Source organism: Rhodococcus sp. YL-1, assembly GCF_001942025.1.
GTDB lineage: Bacteria > Actinomycetota > Actinomycetes > Mycobacteriales > Mycobacteriaceae > Rhodococcus_F > Rhodococcus_F qingshengii.
Map to the genome: position 1 here is coordinate 3,924,417 of NZ_CP017299.1, position 21,312 is coordinate 3,945,728.

Genomic DNA, 21,312 nt, shown 5'->3' on the forward strand with positions numbered 1-21,312 from the left:
GCATGCCCCGGAGGAACAAAGAAGATATGAATATCAACGAAGCAAGCATTTTTGAAACCCTCGAGTCCGAGGTTCGCAGCTACTGCCGTGACTGGCCCGCAGTGTTCACCAGCGCATCCGGATCCTGGATTCGTGACGAGAACGGGCGCGACTACCTCGATTTCTTCGCCGGTGCCGGCGCCCTCAACTACGGCCACAACAACCCGGTGCTCAAGTCCGCACTGGTCGACTACATCATGAGCGACGGCATCACGCACGGTCTCGACATGTCGACAGTCGCCAAGCGTGAGTTCCTCGAGACCTTTCAGCGCAACATCCTCGAGCCGCGCGGCCTGGACTACAAGGTCCAGTTCCCCGGCCCGACCGGATCGAACACCGTCGAGGCTGCACTGAAGCTGGCCCGCAAGGTCACCGGACGTTCGGCAGTCATCAACTTCACCAACGCATTTCACGGAATGACACTTGGTGCACTCTCCGTGACCGGCAACTCGATGAAGCGCGCGGGCGCCGGTGTCCCCCTCGTGCACACGACACCGATGCCCTTCGACAACTACTTCGACGGCGTCACCGAGGACTTCCAGTGGTTCTCCCGCGTTCTCGATGATTCCGGCAGTGGAATCAACCGCCCCGCGGCAGTGATCGTCGAAACCGTGCAGGGTGAAGGTGGCGTCAATGTCGCTCGCCCCGAATGGCTTCGGGCGCTGGCAACACTGTGCTCGGATCGCGGAATCCTGTTGATCGTCGACGACGTCCAGATGGGTTGCGGCCGTACCGGCCCGTTCTTCTCCTTCGAAGAGGCCGGAATCGTTCCCGACATCGTCACGTTGTCCAAGTCGATCAGCGGCTACGGAATGCCGATGGCGCTCACGCTGTTCAAGCGTGAACTCGACGTCTGGGGACCGGGCGAGCACAACGGCACCTTCCGCGGCAACAACCCGGCGTTCGTCACCTCCAAGGTGGCACTCGACCACTACTGGTCCGACGACGCACTCACCAAGACGACGTTGAAGAAGGGCGCACGCATCAGCGAATGCTTCGCCAACCTCTCCGATCAGTTCCCCGGCGAGGTCTCGCACCGCGGGCGTGGCTTGGTTCAGGGCCTCGTGTTCGAACAGCCCGAGCGCGCCGGCAAGGTCTGCCAGTTGGCATTCGACGAGGGATTGCTCGCCGAGACCTCCGGACCCTCCGACCAGGTTGTGAAACTGCTTCCCGCACTGACGATTACCGACGACGAGCTCGAGCACGGCCTCTCCATTCTGGCCGAGGCGACACTCAAGGTCTGCAGCTAGAGGAAGGACTCTCCCATGATCGTTCGCACCACCACCGAGATCACCGACACCGACCGCGACATCACGAGTGAGGACGGAAACTGGCGCAGCAAGCGCATCGTCCTCGGCGGCGACCGCGTCGGGTTCTCGTTCCACGAGACCACCATCAAGGCGGGTTCGGTCAACGAGTTCCATTACGCCAACCACGTCGAGGCTGTCTGGCTCGTCGAGGGCACAGGCAAGCTGATCGACCTCGACAACAACAAGGAATACGATCTCGCACCGGGGTCGATGTACCTGCTCAACGGCCACGAGCGTCACCGCGTCGAGCCGGACACGCAGATGCGCATGCTGTGCGTGTTCAATCCGCCGGTCACCGGGCGTGAGGTGCACGACGAGAACGGTGTCTACCCACTGGTGGAGGTCCCCGCGTAGCGTCTAGTCATGGCGACTGACACCTCTCCACGCGTAGCGATCGGCCCCGTCCCCGATGCACTGCTCGACAGCGCGGTGCTTCGGGGCGGTGGTCTGATCAGTCCGATCGACACTGCGGACGCCCTGATCTGGGCGGGCTCACCCGAGACCTTTCCGTCGGAGTTACCGGCGTCGGTCAGGTGGGTGCAGCTTCCGTCGGCGGGAATCGAGGATTGGTTCGACTCCGGTGTGATTCCGAGGGACACAGAAATCACGTGGACCTCGGCGGCCGGTGCGTTTTCGGCGTCGGTGGCCGAGCATGCACTCATGCTTCTCTTGGCCGGAGTTCGTCACTTGCCTGCACACATCGAGGCTCGAACGTGGCGTCAGTTCGAGTTCTTTCCCAAGATCGGCACCCTTCGTGGCTCGACGGTTGCGATCATCGGCGCAGGCGGTATCGGCCGCGCGCTGATTCCGATGCTGGCCGCGCAGGGGGCGGACAGCATCGCAGTCAATCGTTCCGGTAGCCCGGTCCCCGGGGCGATCTCGACGTACCCCGCATCCAGGATGGATGAAATCTATTCTCGCGCAGATCACTTCGTGATTGCTGCACCCGCCACCCCGGCCACCCGTCACCTCGTGGGCCGTGCGCAGTTGGCGGCGATGCAACCCCATTCCTGGGTGATCAATGTCGCGCGCGGATCACTGGTCGACACCGACGCACTGGTCGAGGCCATCGAGTCGGAACAGATCGGCGGCGCCGGTCTCGACGTCACCGATCCCGAACCCCTCCCGGACGGTCACCCACTGTGGGATCTGACGAATGCGATCATCACACCCCACGATTCCAATCCGCCAGGCGTTCGCCCCGCCGCGTTCGCGGATCACGTCTCCAAGAACGTGACCCGCTTCGCGAAGGGTGAGGCGCTGGCTGCCCTCGTGGACCCAGTAGCCGGATACTGAGCACGCCGCCGAAGCTCGAATGCTCGGACCACGGTTGCCACAAATTACTGTGGCGACTGCGTCTCCGGAAAGAAGAGCGCCCGCGCCCGGCGAGCGACCTCTTCGGCAGGTACATCCTCGACCTTCGTGCATACTGCCCACCTGTGGCCGAACGGATCGAGAAACACTCCATGCCGGTCGCCCGAAAATGTATCGGCCACAGCCGTGACCAGCGTGCCTCCCTCGGCGACTGCCCGAGCGACAAACTCGTCCGTGTCCTCGGTGTAGACGACGATTGACGAATGCACCCAGCCGTCCTGCGGTGATTTGAGACCGAAGTCCGGCATCTCCTGCGAGAGCTGCAGCATCGAATCGCCGATCCGGATCTCCGCATGCATGAGGGAGCCGTCAGGTGCGTTCATCGCATCGACTATCTCAGCTCCAAGTGCTCGTTTGTAGTAGTCGAGTGCGGCATGGCCGTCCGGCACCGCGAGGTAGGGAGTGATCGTGCGGTAACCAGCAGGGATCGGGTTCACTGTGTTCATGTGTACGAGTATTGGCGATCGCACACGTGTTCTATTGAACATTTCGGACTTTCTCCGCGCCTCCGTCTCGCACACGCGCCTATCCTGGAACGGTGCCTACCGACAACAGCCGCCTCGACGCCCTCCCCGAGCTCCTGGCCGGCCGTCGCCTGGCAGTTCTGACAGGCGCCGGCATCTCCACCGACTCCGGAATCCCGGACTACCGCGGACCTGATTCACCCCCGCGCAATCCGATGACGTTCCAGCAGTTCATCGGCGATCCGGCGTTTCGGCGGCACTACTGGGCGCGCAACCACATCGGCTGGCGATACATGGACAGCTCCCGCCCCAACCAGGGCCACCGGGCCGTCGCGGCACTGGAACGAACAGGGCGAGCCGTCGGCGTGATCACCCAGAACGTCGACCTCCTGCACACCAAGGCCGGCGCGCGAAACGTCATCGACCTCCACGGCACCTACGCGCAGGTTCGATGCCTGAGCTGCCAGCGGCTGATCTCCCGCACCACTCTCGCGGAGAGGCTGGAAGAAGCCAATCCCGGATTCGCCGAAACAGTCGCTGCTGCAACAGGAGTCGAAATCGCACCCGACGCAGATGCCGTGATCGAATCCACCGCACACTTTCGCGTCGTGGATTGCGCCGTGTGCGGTGGCTTACTCAAACCGGACATCGTCTACTTCGGCGAATCCGTCCCCAAGGAACGCGTCGCCCGTGCATACAGCCTTGTCGACCAATCCGACGCTCTGTTGGTAGCCGGGTCGTCGTTGACCGTGATGTCCGGCCTACGTTTCGTCCGGTATGCCGCCAAGACCGGGAAGCCGATCGCCATCGTCAATCGAGGCACGACTCGCGGCGACGAATTCGCCGACCTCAAGCTCGAAGTCGGTTGCGCTGAAGCACTTTCCGCCCTCGTCGAGCACGAAAGCTACAGCGCCACCAAGTCGTCCGCGTGAACCACGGGACGCTGCATGTCGGCCGGTAGATCGGTGGTGGAGCGCCCCAGGATCTCCTCGATCTCCGCAGCGTCGAACGCAACGACACCCCGGGCGACGGGCTTCTCCCCCGGCCCCATCAGGGACACTACGTCGCCGGCGTGGAAGTCACCGGATACACCGACGATGCCAGCGGACAGAAGGCTTCGACGCTTGGACACGACCGCGCGGACGGCGCCTTCGTCGAGGTGGAGGTCACCCGATGTGTCAGCGGCGTGACGAACCCAGAATCGGCGGGCCGACAATCGCGTCGGCCGGGGCGCAAATGCCGTTCCGACATCGGCACCACTGAGTGCCTGCGCAGCGTCCGATGCCGCCGCGAGCAGAACCGGCACGCCGGAATCAGCGGCCAGGCGTGCTGCTGAGAGCTTCGACGCCATGCCTCCGGTACCGAGGGCGCCACCCGAACCGGCAACCACACCGTCGAGATCCTCGGGACTGTTGACCTCGGGAATCAGTGTGGCATCGCCCTTTCGGGGATCCCCGTCGTACAGTCCGTCCACATCCGACAACAGGATCAACGCGTCGGCGCCGACCAGATGAGCAACCAGTGCAGCCAGCCGATCGTTGTCACCGAATCGAAGTTCGGTGGTGGCAACGGTGTCGTTCTCGTTCACGATCGCCACCGCGTGCAATGCCCGTAGACGATCGAGTGTCCGTTGGGCGTTGCGGTGCTGCGTCCGTCGAGCGATGTCGTCAGCCGTGAGTAGAACCTGCCCGACGGTACGCCCGTAACGGGCGAACGACGTACCCCAGGCGTGAGCCAGAGCCAACTGACCGACGCTGGCCGCAGCCTGCTTGGTCGCGAGATCGCGAGGCCGCTTGGTCAGTCCCAGCGGCGCCAGTCCGGCGCCGACGGCACCGGACGAGACGACGACGACATCGGAACCCGCACGCATGCGAGCCTCGATGGCATCGGCCAACAGATCGAGTCGGTGAGTATCGAGTCCCGCCACCAGACTGGTGAGCGCAGACGACCCGATCTTCACGACGATACTGTGAGCCGACGCTATCGACTCCCTGGTGGACCCGAGCACAGTCCCGTTCCCTCTCTTCGGTTTTCGTCCTGAAATCGCGTGGGTCAGGCGTCTTCGTCGAGCAAGCCGCGGCGGACACGACGCGCGTGCTTGCGCTCGTCCGCGCCGATGCGCTCCACCTGATCGAGACGCGGGTCGGTTCCACGGCCCGTGCGGGTCAGATCGATACCGGCCGGCGTCATCGGCTCCCACTCGAAGCTGACGTCACCGATGGTGACGGAAGCTCCTGGCTGAGCGCCCTTCTTGACCAATGCCTCCTCGACGCCCAATCGAGCAAGACGGTCGGCGAGGTAACCAACGGCCTCGTCGTTGTCGAAGGCGGTCTGACGAATCCACCGCTCCGGGCGGGTGCCTCGGACGACGAACCCACCGGGAATATCGGGATCCTGCTCGATGGTGAAGCTGGAATCCTTGACCTTGACCGGGCGAATGACCTGGCGCTTCAGCTCGGGCTTCGGATGAGCTTCGCGGTAGTCGCGGACCATCTTCGCCAGCGCGAATGTCAACGGTCGCAATCCTTCTCGGCTCACCGCCGAGATGGTGAAGACCGGCCATCCGCGAGCTTCGATCTCAGGCGTGACCATTTCGGCCAATTCGGCGGCCTCGGGAACGTCGGTCTTGTTGAGGATGACGACGCGCGGGCGCTTGTCGAGGTCACCGAGTCCCGAATCGCCGGAGAGCGCAGGCGTGTACGCAGCCAGCTCTGCTTCCAAGGCGTCGATGTCGGAGATCGGGTCACGTCCCGGATCGAGGGTGGCGCAGTCGATCACGTGCGCCAATACGGCGCAGCGTTCGATGTGGCGCAGGAAGTCCAGGCCCAAACCGCGGCCTTCGCTGGCACCGGGGATCAGCCCGGGCACGTCGGCGACGGTGAAGGTGGTGTCACCGCTCGAGACGACGCCGAGGTTGGGGACCAGAGTGGTGAAGGGGTAGTCGGCGATCTTCGGCTTGGCCGCAGAGAGAACGGACACAAGCGAGGACTTACCGGCGGAGGGGAATCCGAGCAGACCGACGTCGGCTACCGACTTGAGTTCGAGAACCAGGTCACGCTCGACACCGTCCTCACCGAGGAGTGCGAAACCGGGAGCTTTGCGGGCTTTCGAGGCGAGTGCTGCGTTGCCGAGTCCGCCGCGGCCGCCCTGAGCGGCGTCGAAGCGTGAACCGACTCCCACGAGGTCGGCAAGCACGTTGCCGTCGGTATCGAGAACCACAGTTCCATCCGGAACCTTGAGGATGAGGTCTTCACCGTTTGCACCCTCGCGGTTACTGCCGGCGCCCTGCTTGCCGTTGGTCGCCTTCGCGTTGGGATGGAAGTGAAAGTCGAGGAGGGTGTGGATGTTCTCGTCGACCACGAGGATGACGTCGCCACCGCGACCTCCGTTGGCACCGTCCGGACCGCCGAGCGGTTTGAACTTCTCGCGGTGTACGGAGGCGCAACCATTGCCGCCTTTTCCAGCGCTGACGTGCAGCACAACACGGTCAATGAATCGGGACATGACTGCCGGATCCTTCCTCAGTCAATTGCGGGTCTCACGCGATGAGCTGAACTTCTGGTGAGCAGGGTTGCTCGGGGCAAAACGGGTACTGCTTAAACAAACGATAGGGGCGGACCGGGTTATTTCAACCCTGGTCCGCCCCTATCGGGAGCTTGGAACGCGTCACTCTCTTACCGAAAGCAGAACCGGCTTACCGAAGTAGAACCGATGACGCACAACTAGCGAGAAAGACTAGACCTCAGCCGCAACGACGGCCGGAACGATGTTCACGGTCTTGCGTCCACGCTTCTGGCCGAACTCGACTGCACCGGCAGCGAGAGCGAACAGGGTGTCGTCGCCGCCACGGCCGACGTTGACGCCGGGGTGGAAGTGCGTGCCGCGCTGGCGAACCAGGATTTCGCCTGCGCTGACCGACTGGCCGCCGAAGCGCTTCACGCCGAGGCGCTGGGCGTTTGAATCGCGACCGTTACGGGAGCTGGATGCACCCTTCTTATGTGCCATGCTATTGACCCTCCTCGGGTGAAATTAGCTAGAAAGAACTGGTTACTTGATGCCCGTGACCTTGAGCACCGTGATCGGCTGCCTGTGGCCCTGACGCTTGTGGTAACCGGTCTTGTTCTTGAACTTGTGGATGCGGATCTTCGGGCCCTTGGTGTGCTCGACGATCTCACTGGTGACTGCGACCTTGGCCAGCTTGGCCGCGTCGGTGGTCAGGTCGGATCCGTCGACCACGAGAACGGGAGCAAGCGAGACAGCAGTGCCGGGCTCACCCTCGATCTTCTCGACCTTGACGAGGTCACCAACAGCGACCTTGTACTGCTTTCCGCCGGTCTTGACGATCGCGTACGTTGCCATCGGAGGGCTACCCCTTGCTTCTTCGAACTTGCTCGCGCTGCTGCCTGAGGCTTCAAATGCATCGCGACTGGTCTGGTTTATGTCACCTCGGCTCGGCACTGACGTACCGGGACATTCACGCACACTCTAGGCACACGGAATCTCTACCGCCGGGTGGCGACCCTCCAAGGTTACGGGAAAGCAACCGTCAGGGTCAAACCGCCCCGCCGAGGGGTGGTGCTTACTACTCTGTACTGCTTCTACCAGCTGAAACTTCGGATAACGGTTGGATGTCCTCGCTCATCGCGAAGTCATCCAACCGACCGAAAGCCAGTAGTTCTTACTCTCCGTCTACCGGAGGCCCTGCGGGACGTGCTGCTGAACGCCTGCGACGGGGTCGCTTGACGACGACAACTTCTTCCTCAGCCGGAGCTTCGGTGGCCGGAGCCGGAACATTTTCCACGACCGCTTCTGTCACGGGTTCCGGAGTCGGAATCACGAAGACCGTGCCCACCTCGGGAGCTGCCTCGGCAACCGGTGCCGACGCTGCCCGCGACGCCCGGCGACTACGCCGACGACCTCGCGGAGCTGCTTCGGTCGAAGGTGCTGCCGACTCGTTGTCCACTGCGGATACTTCTTCCGCAGCAGAGTCCACAACAGAAACGTCATGGCGCTCAGAAGCAGCAGGAGTATCGATCGGCCGATCCTGTTGCCGATCGGCACTTTTGGATGCATCGTCCCCCGAAGACGTACCGGCGGAATCAGACTCGATCGAGTCGGCCGCGACGGTCTCGTCGTCGTCGTGGTGATGCGAGGCCATCGCCAATGCCACCGGATGAGCCCGCTTGACGGTCGCGTCGACAGCCGGAACCTCCGGCGCCGGAGCTTCCTGTCCGTTGGACTCGGTCGAAGCCGACTTGTCTCCGCGGCCACGCTTGTTCTTGCGCGAGGTACCGGAATCACTGCGCTGCGAGCCCGAACGCGATCCTCCGTCGTCCGAGGACTTCACCTCGACGGGCTCGGAATGGACGATGATGCCGCGGCCGTGGCAGTGCTCACAGGTGGTCGAGAAGGCCTCGACCAATCCGGTGCCCAACTTCTTGCGCGTCATCTGCACGAGCCCGAGTGACGTGACCTCCGACACCTGATGGCGCGTGCGATCGCGACCCAGGCATTCGGTGAGCCGACGCAGGACCAGGTCCCGGTTCGATTCGAGAACCATGTCGATGAAGTCGACGACGATCATTCCACCGATGTCCCGCAGGCGCATCTGGCGAACGATCTCCTCGGCCGCTTCGAGGTTGTTACGGGTGACGGTCTCTTCGAGGTTTCCGCCGGCTCCGGTGAACTTTCCGGTGTTGACGTCGACGACGGTCATGGCCTCAGTGCGGTCGATCACCAGGGTGCCGCCGGACGGCAGCCACACCTTGCGATCGAGTGCCTTGGCCAACTGCTCGTCGATACGGCGAGCCGCGAAGACGTCGATACCGTTGTTCGGCGTGTACTTCTCGAGCCGCGGAAGCAGGTCGGGCGCAACGGAGTTGATGTAGTTCTCGACCGTCGTGTGCGCCTTCTCGCCCTCGATGACCAGCTTGGAGAAGTCCTCGTTGAACAGATCACGAATGACCTTGACCAGCATGTCAGGCTCTTCGTACAGCGCCTGCGGGTTGCCGGACTTACCGGTGTCCGCAGCCGCAGCCTGCTCCTCGATGCCGGCCCACTGAGCCTGCAGACGAGTCACGTCGCGCGCCAACTCTTCTTCGCTGACGCCCTCGGACGCCGTGCGAATGATCACGCCCGCGTCGGCGGGCACGATGTCGCGCAAGATTTCCTTGAGACGCTTGCGCTCGGTGTCCGGAAGCTTGCGGCTGATACCCGTGGACGTACCACCGGGCACGTAGACGAGGAAACGACCGGCAAGCGAAATCTGTGTGGTCAGTCGAGCACCCTTGTGACCGACCGGATCCTTGCTGACCTGAACGAGCACCTGATCGCCCGGCTTGAGGGCCTGCTCGATCTTGCGCGAGTTGCCACCGAGACCGGCAGCCTCCCAGTTGACCTCACCGGCGTAGAGAACACCGTTGCGGCCACGTCCGATGTCGATGAACGCAGCTTCCATGCTGGGGAGCACGTTCTGGACACGTCCGAGGTACACGTTGCCGACCATCGACGCGGACGCCGAGTTGGTGACGAAGTGCTCGACCAGCACTCCGTCTTCGAGGACTGCTACCTGTGTAGTCGCATGCGGCTGACCGCTGTCTGCCCGATCGCGCACAACCATGACGCGATCGACGGCCTCACGACGCGCGAGGAACTCCGACTCGGTCAGGATCGGTGGGCGACGTCGGCCGGCGTCACGACCGTCGCGGCGACGCTGACGCTTCGCTTCCAGACGTGTCGAACCACTGATGCCCTGGACCTCGTCCTTGACGCGGGTCTTGTTGCGAGGTTCGCGCTCGTGAACGACGGTGTTCGGCGGATCGTCCTCGGACGTCGCAGTCGCGTCGGTGGCGCCGTCGGTGCCGGTCTTGCGACGACGACGACGGCGGCGACGGCGGCTCGATCCGTCGGCATCGAGATCGGAATCGTCGGCATTCTCGGAATCCGCATCAGCGGTGGACTCGGACTTATCACCGGATTCTTCGCCGGCAGCGTCGTCGGTTTGCTTCTCGACTGCCGCAGGGGCAGATTCCTGCTCCGATTCGGTAGCGGTATCCGACTCTTCGTCCGAACCCTGCTCGCCACCCTGTTCACCGCGACCACGTCCACGTCCACGGCGTCCACGACGACGGCGACGCGGCTGATCGTCGTCCTCGTCCTCGGACTCGGCGCTCTCGCCCTCGGTTTGCGGTGCGGTCACAGCCGGCTCTTCGACGGCAGGAACTGCAACCGGCGCTGCCTCGGGAACGACGGTTTCGGCTTCCGCGGTTGTCTGCTTCTCTTCGACGACCGCCGGTGCAGCAGGCTCGCGGCGTGCGCGACGGCGACGCGGAGCTACCTCGGCGGCTTCGAGATCCGGCTGCAGGAACAGCGGGACCTGCGGCGCGGCGGGAGCCACCTCGGGCTGATGGGTCTGCGGCGCCTCGAAGGAAGTGAACAGATCGGACTGCTCGGCTTCCTTGCTCTGCAGCGCAGCAGCGGCGTCGAGTCCAGCGCTGATCTCGGCGACAGCCGGATCCACTGTTTCTTCTGCTGCAGGTTCTTCGACGACGACCTTTTTGCGGGTGCGACGAGCCCTGACAGGCTTCTCGGCCGGAGCCTCTGCAACAGGAGCCTCCACGGGAGCTTCTGCAGCAGGCTCCTCGACAACAGGCGCCTCGACAACCGGGTCGATGAGGGTGTCGAGCTCGGCGACGACGGGCTCGATGGCCTCGGCCGCGGAAGCCAACGAGGCATGAATCCGCTGAGCGACGTCACGGTGGAGACTCGACTGCGCGCTGCGCAATTCGGTACCGAGCGCTGCGGCTTCGGCAAGGACCTGCTTGCTGGTGACGCCGAGCAACTTCGCCAGCGCGTGTACGCGCATCTTGTCGGGAAATTCCGGGGTGGTGCTGGAATCTGATTCGGTTGGGGATTGATCGGCCACGTAAGTCTCCTCAGCCCCCGGGCGCGTCCAACCCAGAAGTCGAGTTGTCACGCGGCCACGCGGGAGCGTGCTGTGTGTACTCGCACTCAGAAGTGAGTACGAGATTGTAAGGTCTCGCTCCGCATGGTCCGCAATGCCCGTTATTCACTGCGAGCACATGAAGTGCCTGGCTGGATGGCCGTTGTCCTGTGCGCGAGCGCCTGATCATCCAGCGTGCAGAGGTCCAGGGATTTCCTGTTGACCTGGAGCAGCGATGAAAGGGCATCGAACCTAGGTGTCATCCGGTTGAACGTGCGTAAAACAAATTGCGGTTCAACTGAAAGCAGTATCCCACACCAACGCGCCTGCAACTGCAAAGGGCGCACCGATGTGGGATACGTGCCGAGAATTCGCTGTGGAGATGTGGGCCGAAGGCCCGTTCATGTGGGCCAGAGGCCCGATCGGAGATTCAGATGGACGACAGCGCGGGGAACCACAGAGCGATTTCACGCTCTGCCGACTCCACGGAGTCGCTGCCGTGAACGAGGTTCTGCTGCGCTTCGAGTCCGAAGTCGCCGCGGATCGTACCCGGAAGAGCCTTGTCGACCGGGTCGGTTCCGCCGGCCAACTGACGGAAAGCAGCGATGGCTCGGGGGCCTTCGAGCACTGCGGCCACCAGCGGACCGGAGGTGATGAACTCCAACAAGCTCGGGTAGAACGGACGCTCGGCGTGTTCTGCGTAGTGGCTACCAGCCACCTCTTCGGAAGCTACGCGGAGGTCGAGTGCTGCAATTGTCAGGCCTTTGCGCTCGATACGGCTGAGGATTTCTCCTACGTATCCACGGGCAACGGCGTCGGGCTTGATAAGTACGAGGGTGCGCTCAGTCACAGCGGACAGCCTAAATGGTCAGTCCCGCTGACCGGGAAGCAGGCCCTTGTCCATCCGGCGCTTGATGTCTCTCTGCAGGTAGACGAGGTATCCCCAGACGATCCCGAAGGTGATCGCCACACCGGCGATCGACGGGTGGACGAAGAAACCGAACAGAAGGATCACCTGCAGCGCGACGTTGAACCCCATCGCCCACGGCTTGCCCTGGATGCCCGCACCCAGAATCATCAGTACCGCCAACCCGATGATGAATCCCGCGGAGGCCGCGGTGAGGCCTCCGCCGACGACCGCGACAACCGGCAAAGCCAGCAGCACGACGATCGCCTCGAGGATCAGGGTTCCGGCCATCACTCCGCGGAAGCTTTTCCACGGGTCCTTGGTCGGCGGCCCGAACTCGCCGGCAGTGTCTCCGGGCTCGTGGTCTCCGGACTCGGGATTGGCATCTGACGGGGTACTCACGCGGGGTCCTTTCCGAACAGCGTGCGGGCGGCGCCTGCGGTCACGACGGATCCCGTCACCACCACACCCGCCCCTGATACGGCCTCACCGGGTTCGGCGACCTGCTCGGCGATTTCGATCGCGACTTCCAAGGCGTCGGCAAGCACCGGCGCAACGACGACGCGCTCGTCGCCGAACTTCGCGACGGCGATGTTCGCCAGTTCTTCGACGTCCATCGCCCGGGGTGACCCGTTGTGGGTGACGACGATCTCGTCGAAGACGGATTCGAATGCAGTCAAGATGGCGTCGACGTCCTTGTCCGCCATGACGCTGACCACTCCCACAAGCTTGCGGAAGTCGAACTCGGCGGACAGTGCGGCCGCGAGAGCGCGAGCACCGTCTGGATTGTGGGCGGCGTCGAGAAAGACCGTCGGCGCACTCCGAACACGTTCGAGGCGACCGGGATTGACGACCGAGGCGAACCCGTTGCGGATTGCATCCTGATCCAGTTGTCGATCCGGACCGGCACCGAAGAACGCTTCTACGGCAGCGAGCGCGAGCGCGGCGTTGCGCGCCTGATGCTCACCGTGAAGGGGGAGGAAGATGTCGGTGTACACACCGCTCAAGCCTTGAAGTTCGAGCTGCTGTCCGCCCACCGCGATCTGGCGAGCAAGCACCTTGAACTCCGAGCCTTCACGAGCGACCGCGGCCTCCACCTCGACAGCACGCCGCAGCAATACCTCCATGACTTCGGGAGTCTGCTCGGCGATGATCGCGACGGTGTCCACCGGAACCAGGTCCTCGCGGCCCTTCTTGATGATCCCGGCCTTCTCCTCCGCGATCCCGGCCAGGTCGGTGCCCAGGTACTCGGCGTGATCGAGGCTGATCGGGGTGATCACCGCAACCTGCCCGTCGATCACGTTGGTGGCGTCCCAGCGTCCGCCGAGGCCGACCTCGACCACGGCGACGTCGACCGGCGCCTCCGCGAAGGCCGCATAGGCCATGGCGGTGAGCACTTCGAACTTGCTCATCGCCGGTCCCCCGGCTTCCTCCGACTGTGCGTCGATCATCTGCACGTACGGCTCGATCTCGCGGAACGTGTCCACGTAGAGCCGCGGCGAGATCGGATGACCGTCGATGCTGATCCGCTCGGTCGCGATCTGCAGATGAGGGCTGGTGGTTCGCCCGGTGCGACGATGCAGAGCCGTCATCAACGAATCGATCATGCGCGTCACCGACGTCTTACCGTTGGTTCCCGTGACGTGCACCGACGGATAGTTGTGCTGAGGCGAGCCCAGGACATCCATGAGCGCCTCGATACGAGTCAGTGACGGCTCGATCTTGGTCTCGGGCCAACGCTTGTCGAGTTCTGCTTCCACCAGCGCCAGTTCGGCGATGTCGACCGGAGTCGGAACCGAACTCTGAGCGTCGAATTGGGACGGTTCGTACGAACTCACTTGTCGGCCAACTCCTTCAGACGTCCCGTGATGCGCTCGATCTCTTCGACGGCGATCTGGCGACGTGTCTTGATCTTGTCGACGACGGCGTCGGGCGCCTTCGCCAGGAAGGCCTCGTTCGCCAGCTTGTTGTCAGCGGTGACGAGCTCCTTCTGCGCTGCCGCGAGGTCCTTTTCGAGCCGCTTCTTCTCCGCGCCGAGGTCGATGGTGCCCGAGGTGTCGATGTCGACAGTGACGGTGCCCTGGCTCAGGCGCACCTCGACGGAGATCGACGCGGTGAATCCCTCTTCGGGTTCGGTCAGCTTGGCCAGCGCCGCCACGTAGGCGAACTGGCCGTCCATGCCGGCCTCCGAGAGCCCGGACGCACGAGCCGGGACCTTCTGGGAAGGCTTGAGTCCCTGATCGTTTCGGAATCGTCGCACCTCGGTGATCAGCTTCTGCGTGTCTTCGATCCTGGTTGCGGCCTGGGCGTCGACTGCCTCACCGGACAACACGGGCCATTCGGCGACGACCACGGACTCGCCGCCGGTGAGCACCTTCCACAGGGTTTCGGTCACGAACGGAATGACCGGGTGCAGGAGGCGGAGCAGTGCATCGAGAACGTTGCCGAGCACGGCGCGGGTGTTCGCGGCGACGGCCTCGTCGGCGGCGAACTGCACCTTGGCGAGTTCGAGGTACCAGTCACAGACCTCGTCCCACGCGAAGTGGAACAGGCCTTCGCACGCCTTGCTGAACTCGTAGCGATCGAATGCGGCGTCCGCCTCGGCCTGGACCGTGTCGAGACGGTCGAGGATCCAACGATCGGCGTCGGTCAGTTCGCTTCGAGCGGGCAACGGCGCGGGAGCAGCGCCGTTCATCAGAGCGAACTTGGTCGCGTTGAACAACTTGGTCGCGAAGTTGCGCGAGGACTGCGCCGAATCCTCACCGACGGACAGGTCGCTGCCCGGGTTGGCGCCGCGTGCAAGTGTGAATCGCAGGGCGTCGGCGCCGAAACGATCGACCCAGTCGAGTGGGTCGATACCGTTGCCGCGAGACTTCGACATCTTCTTGCCGTACTGATCGCGGACCAGTCCGTGCAGGAACACGTCCTTGAACGGCATCTGCGCGCCGGACTTACCCGGACCGGCGGTGATCGACTCGTCCTCGGACACGTAGGTGCCGAACATCATCATGCGGGCGACCCAGAAGAACAGGATGTCGTAGCCGGTGACGAGAACGCTGGTGGGATAGAACTTTTCGAGTTCGGGCGTATTGTCCGGCCAGCCCATCGTCGAGAAGGGCCACAGTCCGGAGGAGAACCAGGTATCGAGGACGTCGGGATCCTGGACCCAGCCTTCCGGCGCCGTTTCGTCAGGACCGAAGCACGCAACTTCACCCTCGGGGCCGTACCAGACCGGAATGCGGTGACCCCACCAGAGCTGACGGGAAATGCACCAGTCATGCATGTTGTCGACCCAGTCGAACCAGCGTGGCTCCTGGCTCGCCGGGTGAATGACGGTGTCCCCGTTGCGAACCGCGTCACCCGCAGCCTTGGCGAGCGTCTCGACCTTGACCCACCACTGCAACGAGAGACGAGGCTCGATGGCCTCGCCACTGCGCTCGGAGTGCCCGACGCTGTGCAGGTACGGGCGCTTCTCGGCGACGACGCGTCCCTGCTCGGCGAGAGCTTCGCGAACCTTGACGCGAGCCTCGAAGCGGTCCATTCCGTCGAATTCGGTTCCGGTGTCGGCAATCTTGCCGGTCTTGTCCATGATTGTGGGCATCGGCAGGTTGTGCCGCAGGCCCATCTCGAAGTCGTTGGGATCGTGAGCCGGCGTGATCTTCACAGCGCCGGTTCCGAACTCGGGGTCGACGTAGTCGTCGGCGATGATCGGGATCTGACGCCCGGTGAACGGATGATCGAGAGTGGTGCCGATGAGGTGCTTGTAGCGCTCGTCCTCGGGATGGACCGCTACTGCGGTGTCACCGAGCATCGTCTCGACGCGAGTGGTCGCGACGATGACGTGCGGCTCGTTGTCGTCGAGCGAGCCGTAGCGCAGGGAAACCAGCTCACCCTCGACGTCCTCGAACTTCACCTCGATGTCGGAGATCGCGGTCTGCAGCACCGGCGACCAGTTCACGAGACGCTCGGCGCGGTAGATCAGGCCCTCGTCGAACATGCGCTTGAAGACGGTCTGGACGGCGCGGGAGAGGCCCTCGTCCATCGTGAAACGATCACGACTCCAGTCGACGCCGTCACCGATGCGCCGCATCTGGCCACCGATTGTTCCACCGGATTCGCGCTTCCAGTCCCAGACCTTGTCGATGAACAGCTCGCGGCCGAAATCTTCCTTGGTCTTTCCGTCGGCAGCGAGTTGCTTCTCGACGACGGACTGCGTGGCGATACCGGCGTGGTCCATGCCTGGCAGCCACAGCACCTCGTAGCCCTGCATCCGCTTGCGACGGCTGAGCACGTCCATGAGGGTGTGATCCAGGGCATGGCCCATGTGCAGGCTGCCGGTGACGTTCGGGGGCGGCAGCACGATGGAGTAGCCGGGCTTGTCGCTGGTCGCGTCGGCCTGGAAGTACCCGGCGTCTACCCAGCCTTGATACAGATCGGCCTCTACCGCGCTGGGGTCCCAGCTCTTGGGTAGGGCGTCGGCGGGGGTCTGGGGGTTCTCTGGAGCTGCACTGGTCACCACTTGATCCTAATGACTCCCCCGTCGTGAACGAATTCGCCCGTCGGCCGCCGCGGCGCACACGAACGACTGCCCCGCGGTCCGGGGTCAGCCGAACAAACGATATTCACCGATCCGCTCGGCTGACAGGATCGCTCTGAAGGACGACCGACCAACTACCCGTGGAGCAAATATGTTGAACAACTGGAGTTCTCGCCGTCCCGGCGTTCGAACCTTGGCGGCGGCCGCGACGATCGGAGCGGCGGTTGCCCTCGTGCTTCCGGCGACTGCGTCCGCTGCCCCCGGCATCGAAGAAAGTGTGCAAGGAAGCATCGACAGTGGCAGCGCCACGATCAACGGAAGCGTCGGCGATATCGGGAACGACATCGCAAACGGCATCGCCAGCGGCAGCGTGGGTGACATCGTCGGCGGGATCGCCACCGGGAACCTCAACGACGTCCTCGGCGGCCTGAACGCCGGCTCGACCAGCGCGACGGACATCGTCAACGGCCTGGCCAGTGGCAACGTCAGGGACATTCTCAGTGGCCTGGCCAGCGGCAGCGGCGGCGGCGGATCGTTTGCGCCCACGCAGCGCTGCGACGCCTCGACCGTCTCGGGCGGCGCAGGAATCACCAGCACCAAGCACGAACTCGGCCGCGGTGGCCCGACCTCGTTCGTGCTCGGCTACGAGACCGAAAACGTCCCGGACCTGATCGAGGTGTACTACGAAGGTCGGTTGATCCACAGCACCGGATACATCGGCGACAACATCAACGAGGGAACTGGTTCAGCTGTCGTCAACGTGCCCGCCGGTGGGGCGTCGTCCGTTCTGGTTCGCGTCACGGGCCCTGACCACACCGAGTGGTCGTACACCGTTCGTTGCCCCGGCGCCTGATTCCGGTCCGGATCCACGCGAAGACGCTCGTGCCTCGTTCGGTGTTTCATCCGAACGAGGCACGCGCGGGTTCAGCCCAGAATCTCCGGTAGCGCGACATCTTCGCCGAGAACGTGCTCGGAGAGGAACGCGGTGACCACCTCGTACCAGATCTTGGTGTGCTGCGGCTTGAGCACCCAATGATTCTCGTCGGGGAAGTAGAGGAAGCGATGGTCCGTTTTCCCGTCGTCGTCGGCGGGCAGACCTGACTCGGCAAGCAGTTCGTACCAGAGTCGCAAGCCCTCACCGATCGGAACCCGGTAGTCCTTGTCGCCATGGATGACCAGCATCGGAGTCGTGATGTCCGCGACGTACAGATGCGGCGAATTCTCGACGGCCATCTCAGGCGACATCTCGCGCTGCCAGTACCAGGCAGCGTCCGTCGTCGGGCCGAATTGATCGAGTGCCCACAGACTCGCGTGGGTGACGATGGCGTCGAAACGGTTGGTATGTCCGGCAATCCAGTTGGCCATGTAACCACCGAACGAACCACCCATCGCGCCGGTTCGCTTGGGGTCGATCTCGGGCTGGGCGACAGCAGCATCGGTGATCGCCATCAGATCGGTGAAGGGCGCCTTGCCCCACTGACCCCACCCCCGCTGGACGAAGTCCTGGCCGTATCCGGTCGAGAGCGCGGGATCTGGTAGCAGTACTGCATAGCCCTTGGCGACGAGCAGCCACGGATTCCACCGCCAGGACCAGGTGTTCCACGAACCGAGTGGGCCGCCGTGGACCCAGAGAAGCAATGGCACCGGTGCATGCGGCGCGGCGCCCGTCGGCAGCGCCAACCAGCTACGCACCGTCGAACCGTCCTCGGCACGCGCGGTGATCTCGGTCAGTGTTCCCGGCAGCTCCGGCAAAGTGTCGGGCCCACGAAGTGCGGTGATCTCACCTGATCGCAGATCGACCCGCACCACGTGCGGGGGCGCTTCGTACGAGGCTCGCAACGCGTAGATCGACTCACCGTCCGGCGCCACTCGAAGGTCGGTGTACGCCGCGTCGTCGGCTGTCAGGCGCACTGGTTGGCCCCACAGGTCGATGGTGAAGATCGGACCGCGGCCGCCGTCGTCAGCGGTGACGACCAGCCCGGATCCGTCGGGTAGCCAGGCAAGTGAGGTAGGCCAGCGATCCCAGCCGTCGGCGACGCCGGTCACGGCACCGGATCCGAAGTCGTAGAGCTGCAGAGTCATTCGTGGTGCGGACTCCGGTGTGGTGAGTGTCTCCCGGATGAACGCGAGCTTGGTTCCGTCCGGCGAGAGCACCGGGTTGTAGACGTCCGCGTCGGCCTCGTCGACAAGCGTGACTCGGTCACCGGTCACCGTGTCGATCCGAACCAACGTCGATCGGCGGGCGGCACTCGCATCGCCGACAGTCCACGTGGTCACGACGAAGAGACCGTCGTCGGAAATCGTGGTCGACGTCTCCCGCAGCGCTGCGCCTGCCGTCGGTGTGATGTCCCGCAACTCGACGGATTCCTTCGAATCCGTCTCGGCCACAACCAGATGCGGATGATCGGGGCCCAGGTCGTGGTCCCAGTGGCGCACCGGATAACCGGTGTGCAGCATCGCCGTGACTTTCTTGTCCTTGCGCGCCGATCGCACCTGATCGTCCTGGTCGAGGCTGATCGCCGAAGCCATGACCGACGTCTGGGCCACGAACGTCGGCGCCGCCTTCGCCGCTGATACCGACGAGACACCACCGGGACGCGAGATCAGCAGCTGAGCTTCTCCGCCCGCCGCTGGTAGGCGCCAGAGTGCTGGTTGCGGATCACTCTCGCCCGGCACGGCTCGCGTGGCAGTGAAGAGCACGTCGCCGTCGAACGCGAAGGCAGCACCGGACTCGCTGGTCGAACCCCAGGTCAACCGACGCGCAGGACGCCGGCCTTCCGGGTCGATCTCCCACAACGAGGACACGTATTCGGCGCTCTTGTCGTCGAGAACGGCGCGCGCGCAGATCAGCAGCGAGCCGTCAGGTGACAACACCAGGCCGGACAACCTGGCCAGAGCGATGTAGTCGTCGAGTTCGTCGAACGGTGTGCCTGCGTGGAGCTCGGGAATCTGGGTCACCACTAGTTCGTATCACGCGCCCCGCGGTTGACGCATCATTGCGTAGATCGTCGGCCCGCCGCCTGGCATGACGATGTCACGGGTCACTTCGAAACCGAAGCGGTTGTAGTACGGGATGTTCGATTCCTTGCTGCTCTCGAGGTAAGCGTCGACATGTTGACGGTCACAACGCTCCAACCGAGAGTTCAGCAGCGCTTTGCCGTATCCCCCACCGCGCGCCGCGCTGCCGGTCCCGACGGTCGCGAGATACCAGTGCGGCGAATTCGGGTGTGCTCCTTCGAGAACGGAGCTGACCTCGGCCGCGTGTCGAAGCCCCCTGCCGAAGACACGCACCATTGCGGGCAGGCTCACGAGCCCGGAAATCCACGACTGCTTCCACCGCCCCGGCGGATCCCACAGAGTTGCCCCGCCGATCAGGCCGTTGTCGTCGGTGGCCACCTCGACGCCGCCCCCGGCGAGGTGGTGGTAACGAGCTTCTGCGGCAAACAGTTTCGTCAGGCGATCAGCCCTGGTGGCCTCGTCCGGCAACATCCACGCCATCAAGGGATCATCTTCGAACGCCTCGGCCAACACTGCCGACAGTGCCGGAATATCGGATCGGACAGCCGGCCGTACGTGTACACCCATGAGGCGAGAGTACCGCCGACTGTCCGAATCACTGGACTTTGAACAGCGCTGTCCTTGAACCGATCAGACGAGCAAGCCCGCAATCCGCGGCGGAATCTGTTCGAGCGCGTACGGCAAGCTCAGTACGGTGCTCCACGTCATGGCTTCGGCAGCAGCGTCTTCCAGAATGATCGCGCGGCCGTCCTTCACGACGTCGAGTTCCTGGTAGATCGGGGTCTTGTCCAGCTCCGCGCGAAGCTTGTCGCCGTAGCCGCCACCGGCGTACCAGACGAGTACATCGACGTCCGCGAGCGAGAGTTGCTCGGTGCTGATCTCGGCGAAGTTACCCGTGATCTGATCGGTGACAGGCGGATTCACGAATCCGAGTTCGGTGAAGAACCGCACCTTCGGGTCTTCCGGTCCGTAGACCCCGAACTGCCCCGGCCCCTTCAACGCGCCGACCAGAACGGTCTTGCCGGCAAACGCCGGATTGGCCGTCTTCACGTCGGCGAACTTCTGGTCGACGCCGGCGATCAGCTCGGTGGCCTTACCCTGCTGCCCCAACGCTTCGCCGATGATGGTCGTCTGGTTCTGCCAGGGGATTCCGTAATCCGCGAACTCCTTGGGCTGCGCCACCGTCGGCGCAATGGCACTGAGTTTGTCGTATTGCGCCTGAGTGAGCCCGGAGTAGGTGCCGACAATGAGGTCGGGTGTCGTGGCAGCGACCTTCTCCATCTGAATGGTGGTGCCCGCAGTTCCGATGATCTCGGGAGTCGCCCCGTTCAGCAGCGGCTGCGCCCAGGGCCACACTCCGTAGGGGTAATCGCCGTACCAGTCGAAGGTTCCGACCAAGGTCCCACCGAGCGCCAGGATCGCATCTTGATCGTTGTATCCGACACTGACGATCCGCTGCGGATCCTTGGGCAACTCCGTAGCCCCGAACTTGTGGGTGATCGATTCCGCAGAGTCACCGCTGGGAGGTGTGTCCTCGTCGTTCGAACTGGAGCAGGCTGCGGCGAATGCCAGCAACGCTCCCGACGTGCCGATCAGAAATCCGCGCCGGGTCAGCCGACCTGCGTCCGTTCGATCCATGTTCCTACCCCTTAAAGTCTGCTGGTTCGGTAGGTAAGGCTAGCCGATGAAAGCTTCATTCCGGCTAGTTCGACCGGCCCATT

General features: G+C 63.8%; 18 protein-coding genes. 5 read left to right on the forward strand and 13 right to left on the reverse strand.

All coding sequences use genetic code 11. The features are described 5' to 3' along the window. Positions 1-26: 26 nt before the first annotated feature. From ectB to BH682_RS18245, 3 genes are read left to right on the forward strand one after another with little or no spacing between them, the layout of a single operon-like run. Complete coding sequence (ectB, locus tag BH682_RS18235) at positions 27-1,289, forward strand: diaminobutyrate--2-oxoglutarate transaminase (protein WP_007731008.1); 1,263 nt, start codon at positions 27-29, stop codon at positions 1,287-1,289. A gap of 15 nt (positions 1,290-1,304) precedes the next feature. Then, positions 1,305-1,703, forward strand: coding sequence for an ectoine synthase (locus BH682_RS18240; protein ID WP_003944463.1), 399 nt, complete (start codon positions 1,305-1,307; stop codon positions 1,701-1,703). 9 nt (positions 1,704-1,712) lie between these two features. Then, positions 1,713-2,645 carry a D-isomer specific 2-hydroxyacid dehydrogenase family protein gene (locus BH682_RS18245; protein WP_030536631.1) on the forward strand — a complete coding sequence of 311 codons (933 nt, stop codon included), beginning with the start codon at positions 1,713-1,715 and terminating at the stop codon, positions 2,643-2,645. Positions 2,646-2,689: 44 nt separating this feature from the next. Here BH682_RS18245 and BH682_RS18250 read toward each other — a convergent pair whose 3' ends face one another. Further along, positions 2,690-3,211 (reverse strand): VOC family protein, encoded by a 522-nt coding sequence (locus BH682_RS18250; protein WP_081377472.1) that lies wholly within the window; start codon positions 3,209-3,211, stop codon positions 2,690-2,692. A gap of 50 nt (positions 3,212-3,261) precedes the next feature. On the opposite strand from BH682_RS18250, the gene BH682_RS18255 reads away from it, so the two are divergent. Then, entirely contained in the window at positions 3,262-4,119 is an 858-nt protein-coding gene (locus BH682_RS18255; RefSeq protein ID WP_007730998.1) for an NAD-dependent protein deacetylase, read from the forward strand. On the opposite strand, the gene proB is transcribed toward BH682_RS18255, so the two are convergent. The 9 genes from proB to BH682_RS18300 all read right to left on the reverse strand — a co-directional run bounded on the left by proB (position 4,092) and on the right by BH682_RS18300 (position 16,552). Then, the gene (gene proB / locus BH682_RS18260; protein ID WP_003944552.1) at positions 4,092-5,195 is read right to left on the reverse strand and encodes a glutamate 5-kinase; all 1,104 of its coding nucleotides are present in this window, start codon (positions 5,193-5,195) and stop codon (positions 4,092-4,094) included. The genes BH682_RS18255 and proB overlap by 28 nt on opposite strands. Before the next feature lie 44 nt (positions 5,196-5,239). Continuing rightward, on the reverse strand, positions 5,240-6,691 hold the full coding sequence (gene obgE, locus BH682_RS18265) for a GTPase ObgE (RefSeq protein WP_075833655.1): 1,452 nt from the start codon (positions 6,689-6,691) through the stop codon (positions 5,240-5,242). Between the two features lie 231 nt (positions 6,692-6,922). Beyond that, complete coding sequence (gene rpmA, locus BH682_RS18270; RefSeq protein ID WP_003944532.1) at positions 6,923-7,192, reverse strand: 50S ribosomal protein L27; 270 nt, start codon at positions 7,190-7,192, stop codon at positions 6,923-6,925. Between the two features lie 42 nt (positions 7,193-7,234). Continuing rightward, complete coding sequence (gene rplU, locus BH682_RS18275) at positions 7,235-7,546, reverse strand: 50S ribosomal protein L21 (protein WP_003944533.1); 312 nt, start codon at positions 7,544-7,546, stop codon at positions 7,235-7,237. A 319-nt stretch (positions 7,547-7,865) separates the two neighbouring features. Beyond that, positions 7,866-11,111 (reverse strand): translation initiation factor IF-2 N-terminal domain-containing protein, encoded by a 3,246-nt coding sequence (locus BH682_RS18280; protein ID WP_075833657.1) that lies wholly within the window; start codon positions 11,109-11,111, stop codon positions 7,866-7,868. A gap of 448 nt (positions 11,112-11,559) precedes the next feature. Then, positions 11,560-11,979, reverse strand: a complete 420-nt coding sequence (gene ndk / locus BH682_RS18285) for a nucleoside-diphosphate kinase (RefSeq protein WP_003944527.1) — start codon at positions 11,977-11,979, stop codon at positions 11,560-11,562. An 18-nt stretch (positions 11,980-11,997) separates the two neighbouring features. Continuing rightward, complete coding sequence (locus BH682_RS18290) at positions 11,998-12,438, reverse strand: DUF4233 domain-containing protein (RefSeq protein ID WP_003944448.1); 441 nt, start codon at positions 12,436-12,438, stop codon at positions 11,998-12,000. Next, positions 12,435-13,874, reverse strand: coding sequence for a bifunctional tetrahydrofolate synthase/dihydrofolate synthase (folC, locus tag BH682_RS18295; protein WP_030536635.1), 1,440 nt, complete (start codon positions 13,872-13,874; stop codon positions 12,435-12,437). The genes BH682_RS18290 and folC overlap by 4 nt, the downstream gene beginning before the upstream one ends. Beyond that, a complete protein-coding gene (locus tag BH682_RS18300; protein ID WP_064074827.1) occupies positions 13,871-16,552 on the reverse strand; it encodes a valine--tRNA ligase in 2,682 nt (893 codons plus the stop codon). The genes folC and BH682_RS18300 overlap by 4 nt, the downstream gene beginning before the upstream one ends. Positions 16,553-16,724: 172 nt before the next feature. Here BH682_RS18300 and BH682_RS18305 point away from each other — a divergent pair, with 172 nt between their 5' ends. Beyond that, positions 16,725-17,426 carry a hypothetical protein gene (locus BH682_RS18305; protein WP_019749074.1) on the forward strand — a complete coding sequence of 234 codons (702 nt, stop codon included), beginning with the start codon at positions 16,725-16,727 and terminating at the stop codon, positions 17,424-17,426. A gap of 71 nt (positions 17,427-17,497) precedes the next feature. On the opposite strand, the gene BH682_RS18310 is transcribed toward BH682_RS18305, so the two are convergent. The 3 genes from BH682_RS18310 to BH682_RS18320 form a co-directional block, all read right to left on the reverse strand. Then, the gene (locus tag BH682_RS18310) at positions 17,498-19,531 is read right to left on the reverse strand and encodes a S9 family peptidase (protein WP_050654660.1); all 2,034 of its coding nucleotides are present in this window, start codon (positions 19,529-19,531) and stop codon (positions 17,498-17,500) included. Between the two features lie 12 nt (positions 19,532-19,543). Continuing rightward, complete coding sequence (locus BH682_RS18315; RefSeq protein WP_042450225.1) at positions 19,544-20,158, reverse strand: GNAT family N-acetyltransferase; 615 nt, start codon at positions 20,156-20,158, stop codon at positions 19,544-19,546. A 63-nt stretch (positions 20,159-20,221) separates the two neighbouring features. Continuing rightward, positions 20,222-21,229 (reverse strand): iron-siderophore ABC transporter substrate-binding protein, encoded by a 1,008-nt coding sequence (locus tag BH682_RS18320; RefSeq protein ID WP_030536639.1) that lies wholly within the window; start codon positions 21,227-21,229, stop codon positions 20,222-20,224. Between the last annotated feature and the right edge of the window lie 83 nt (positions 21,230-21,312).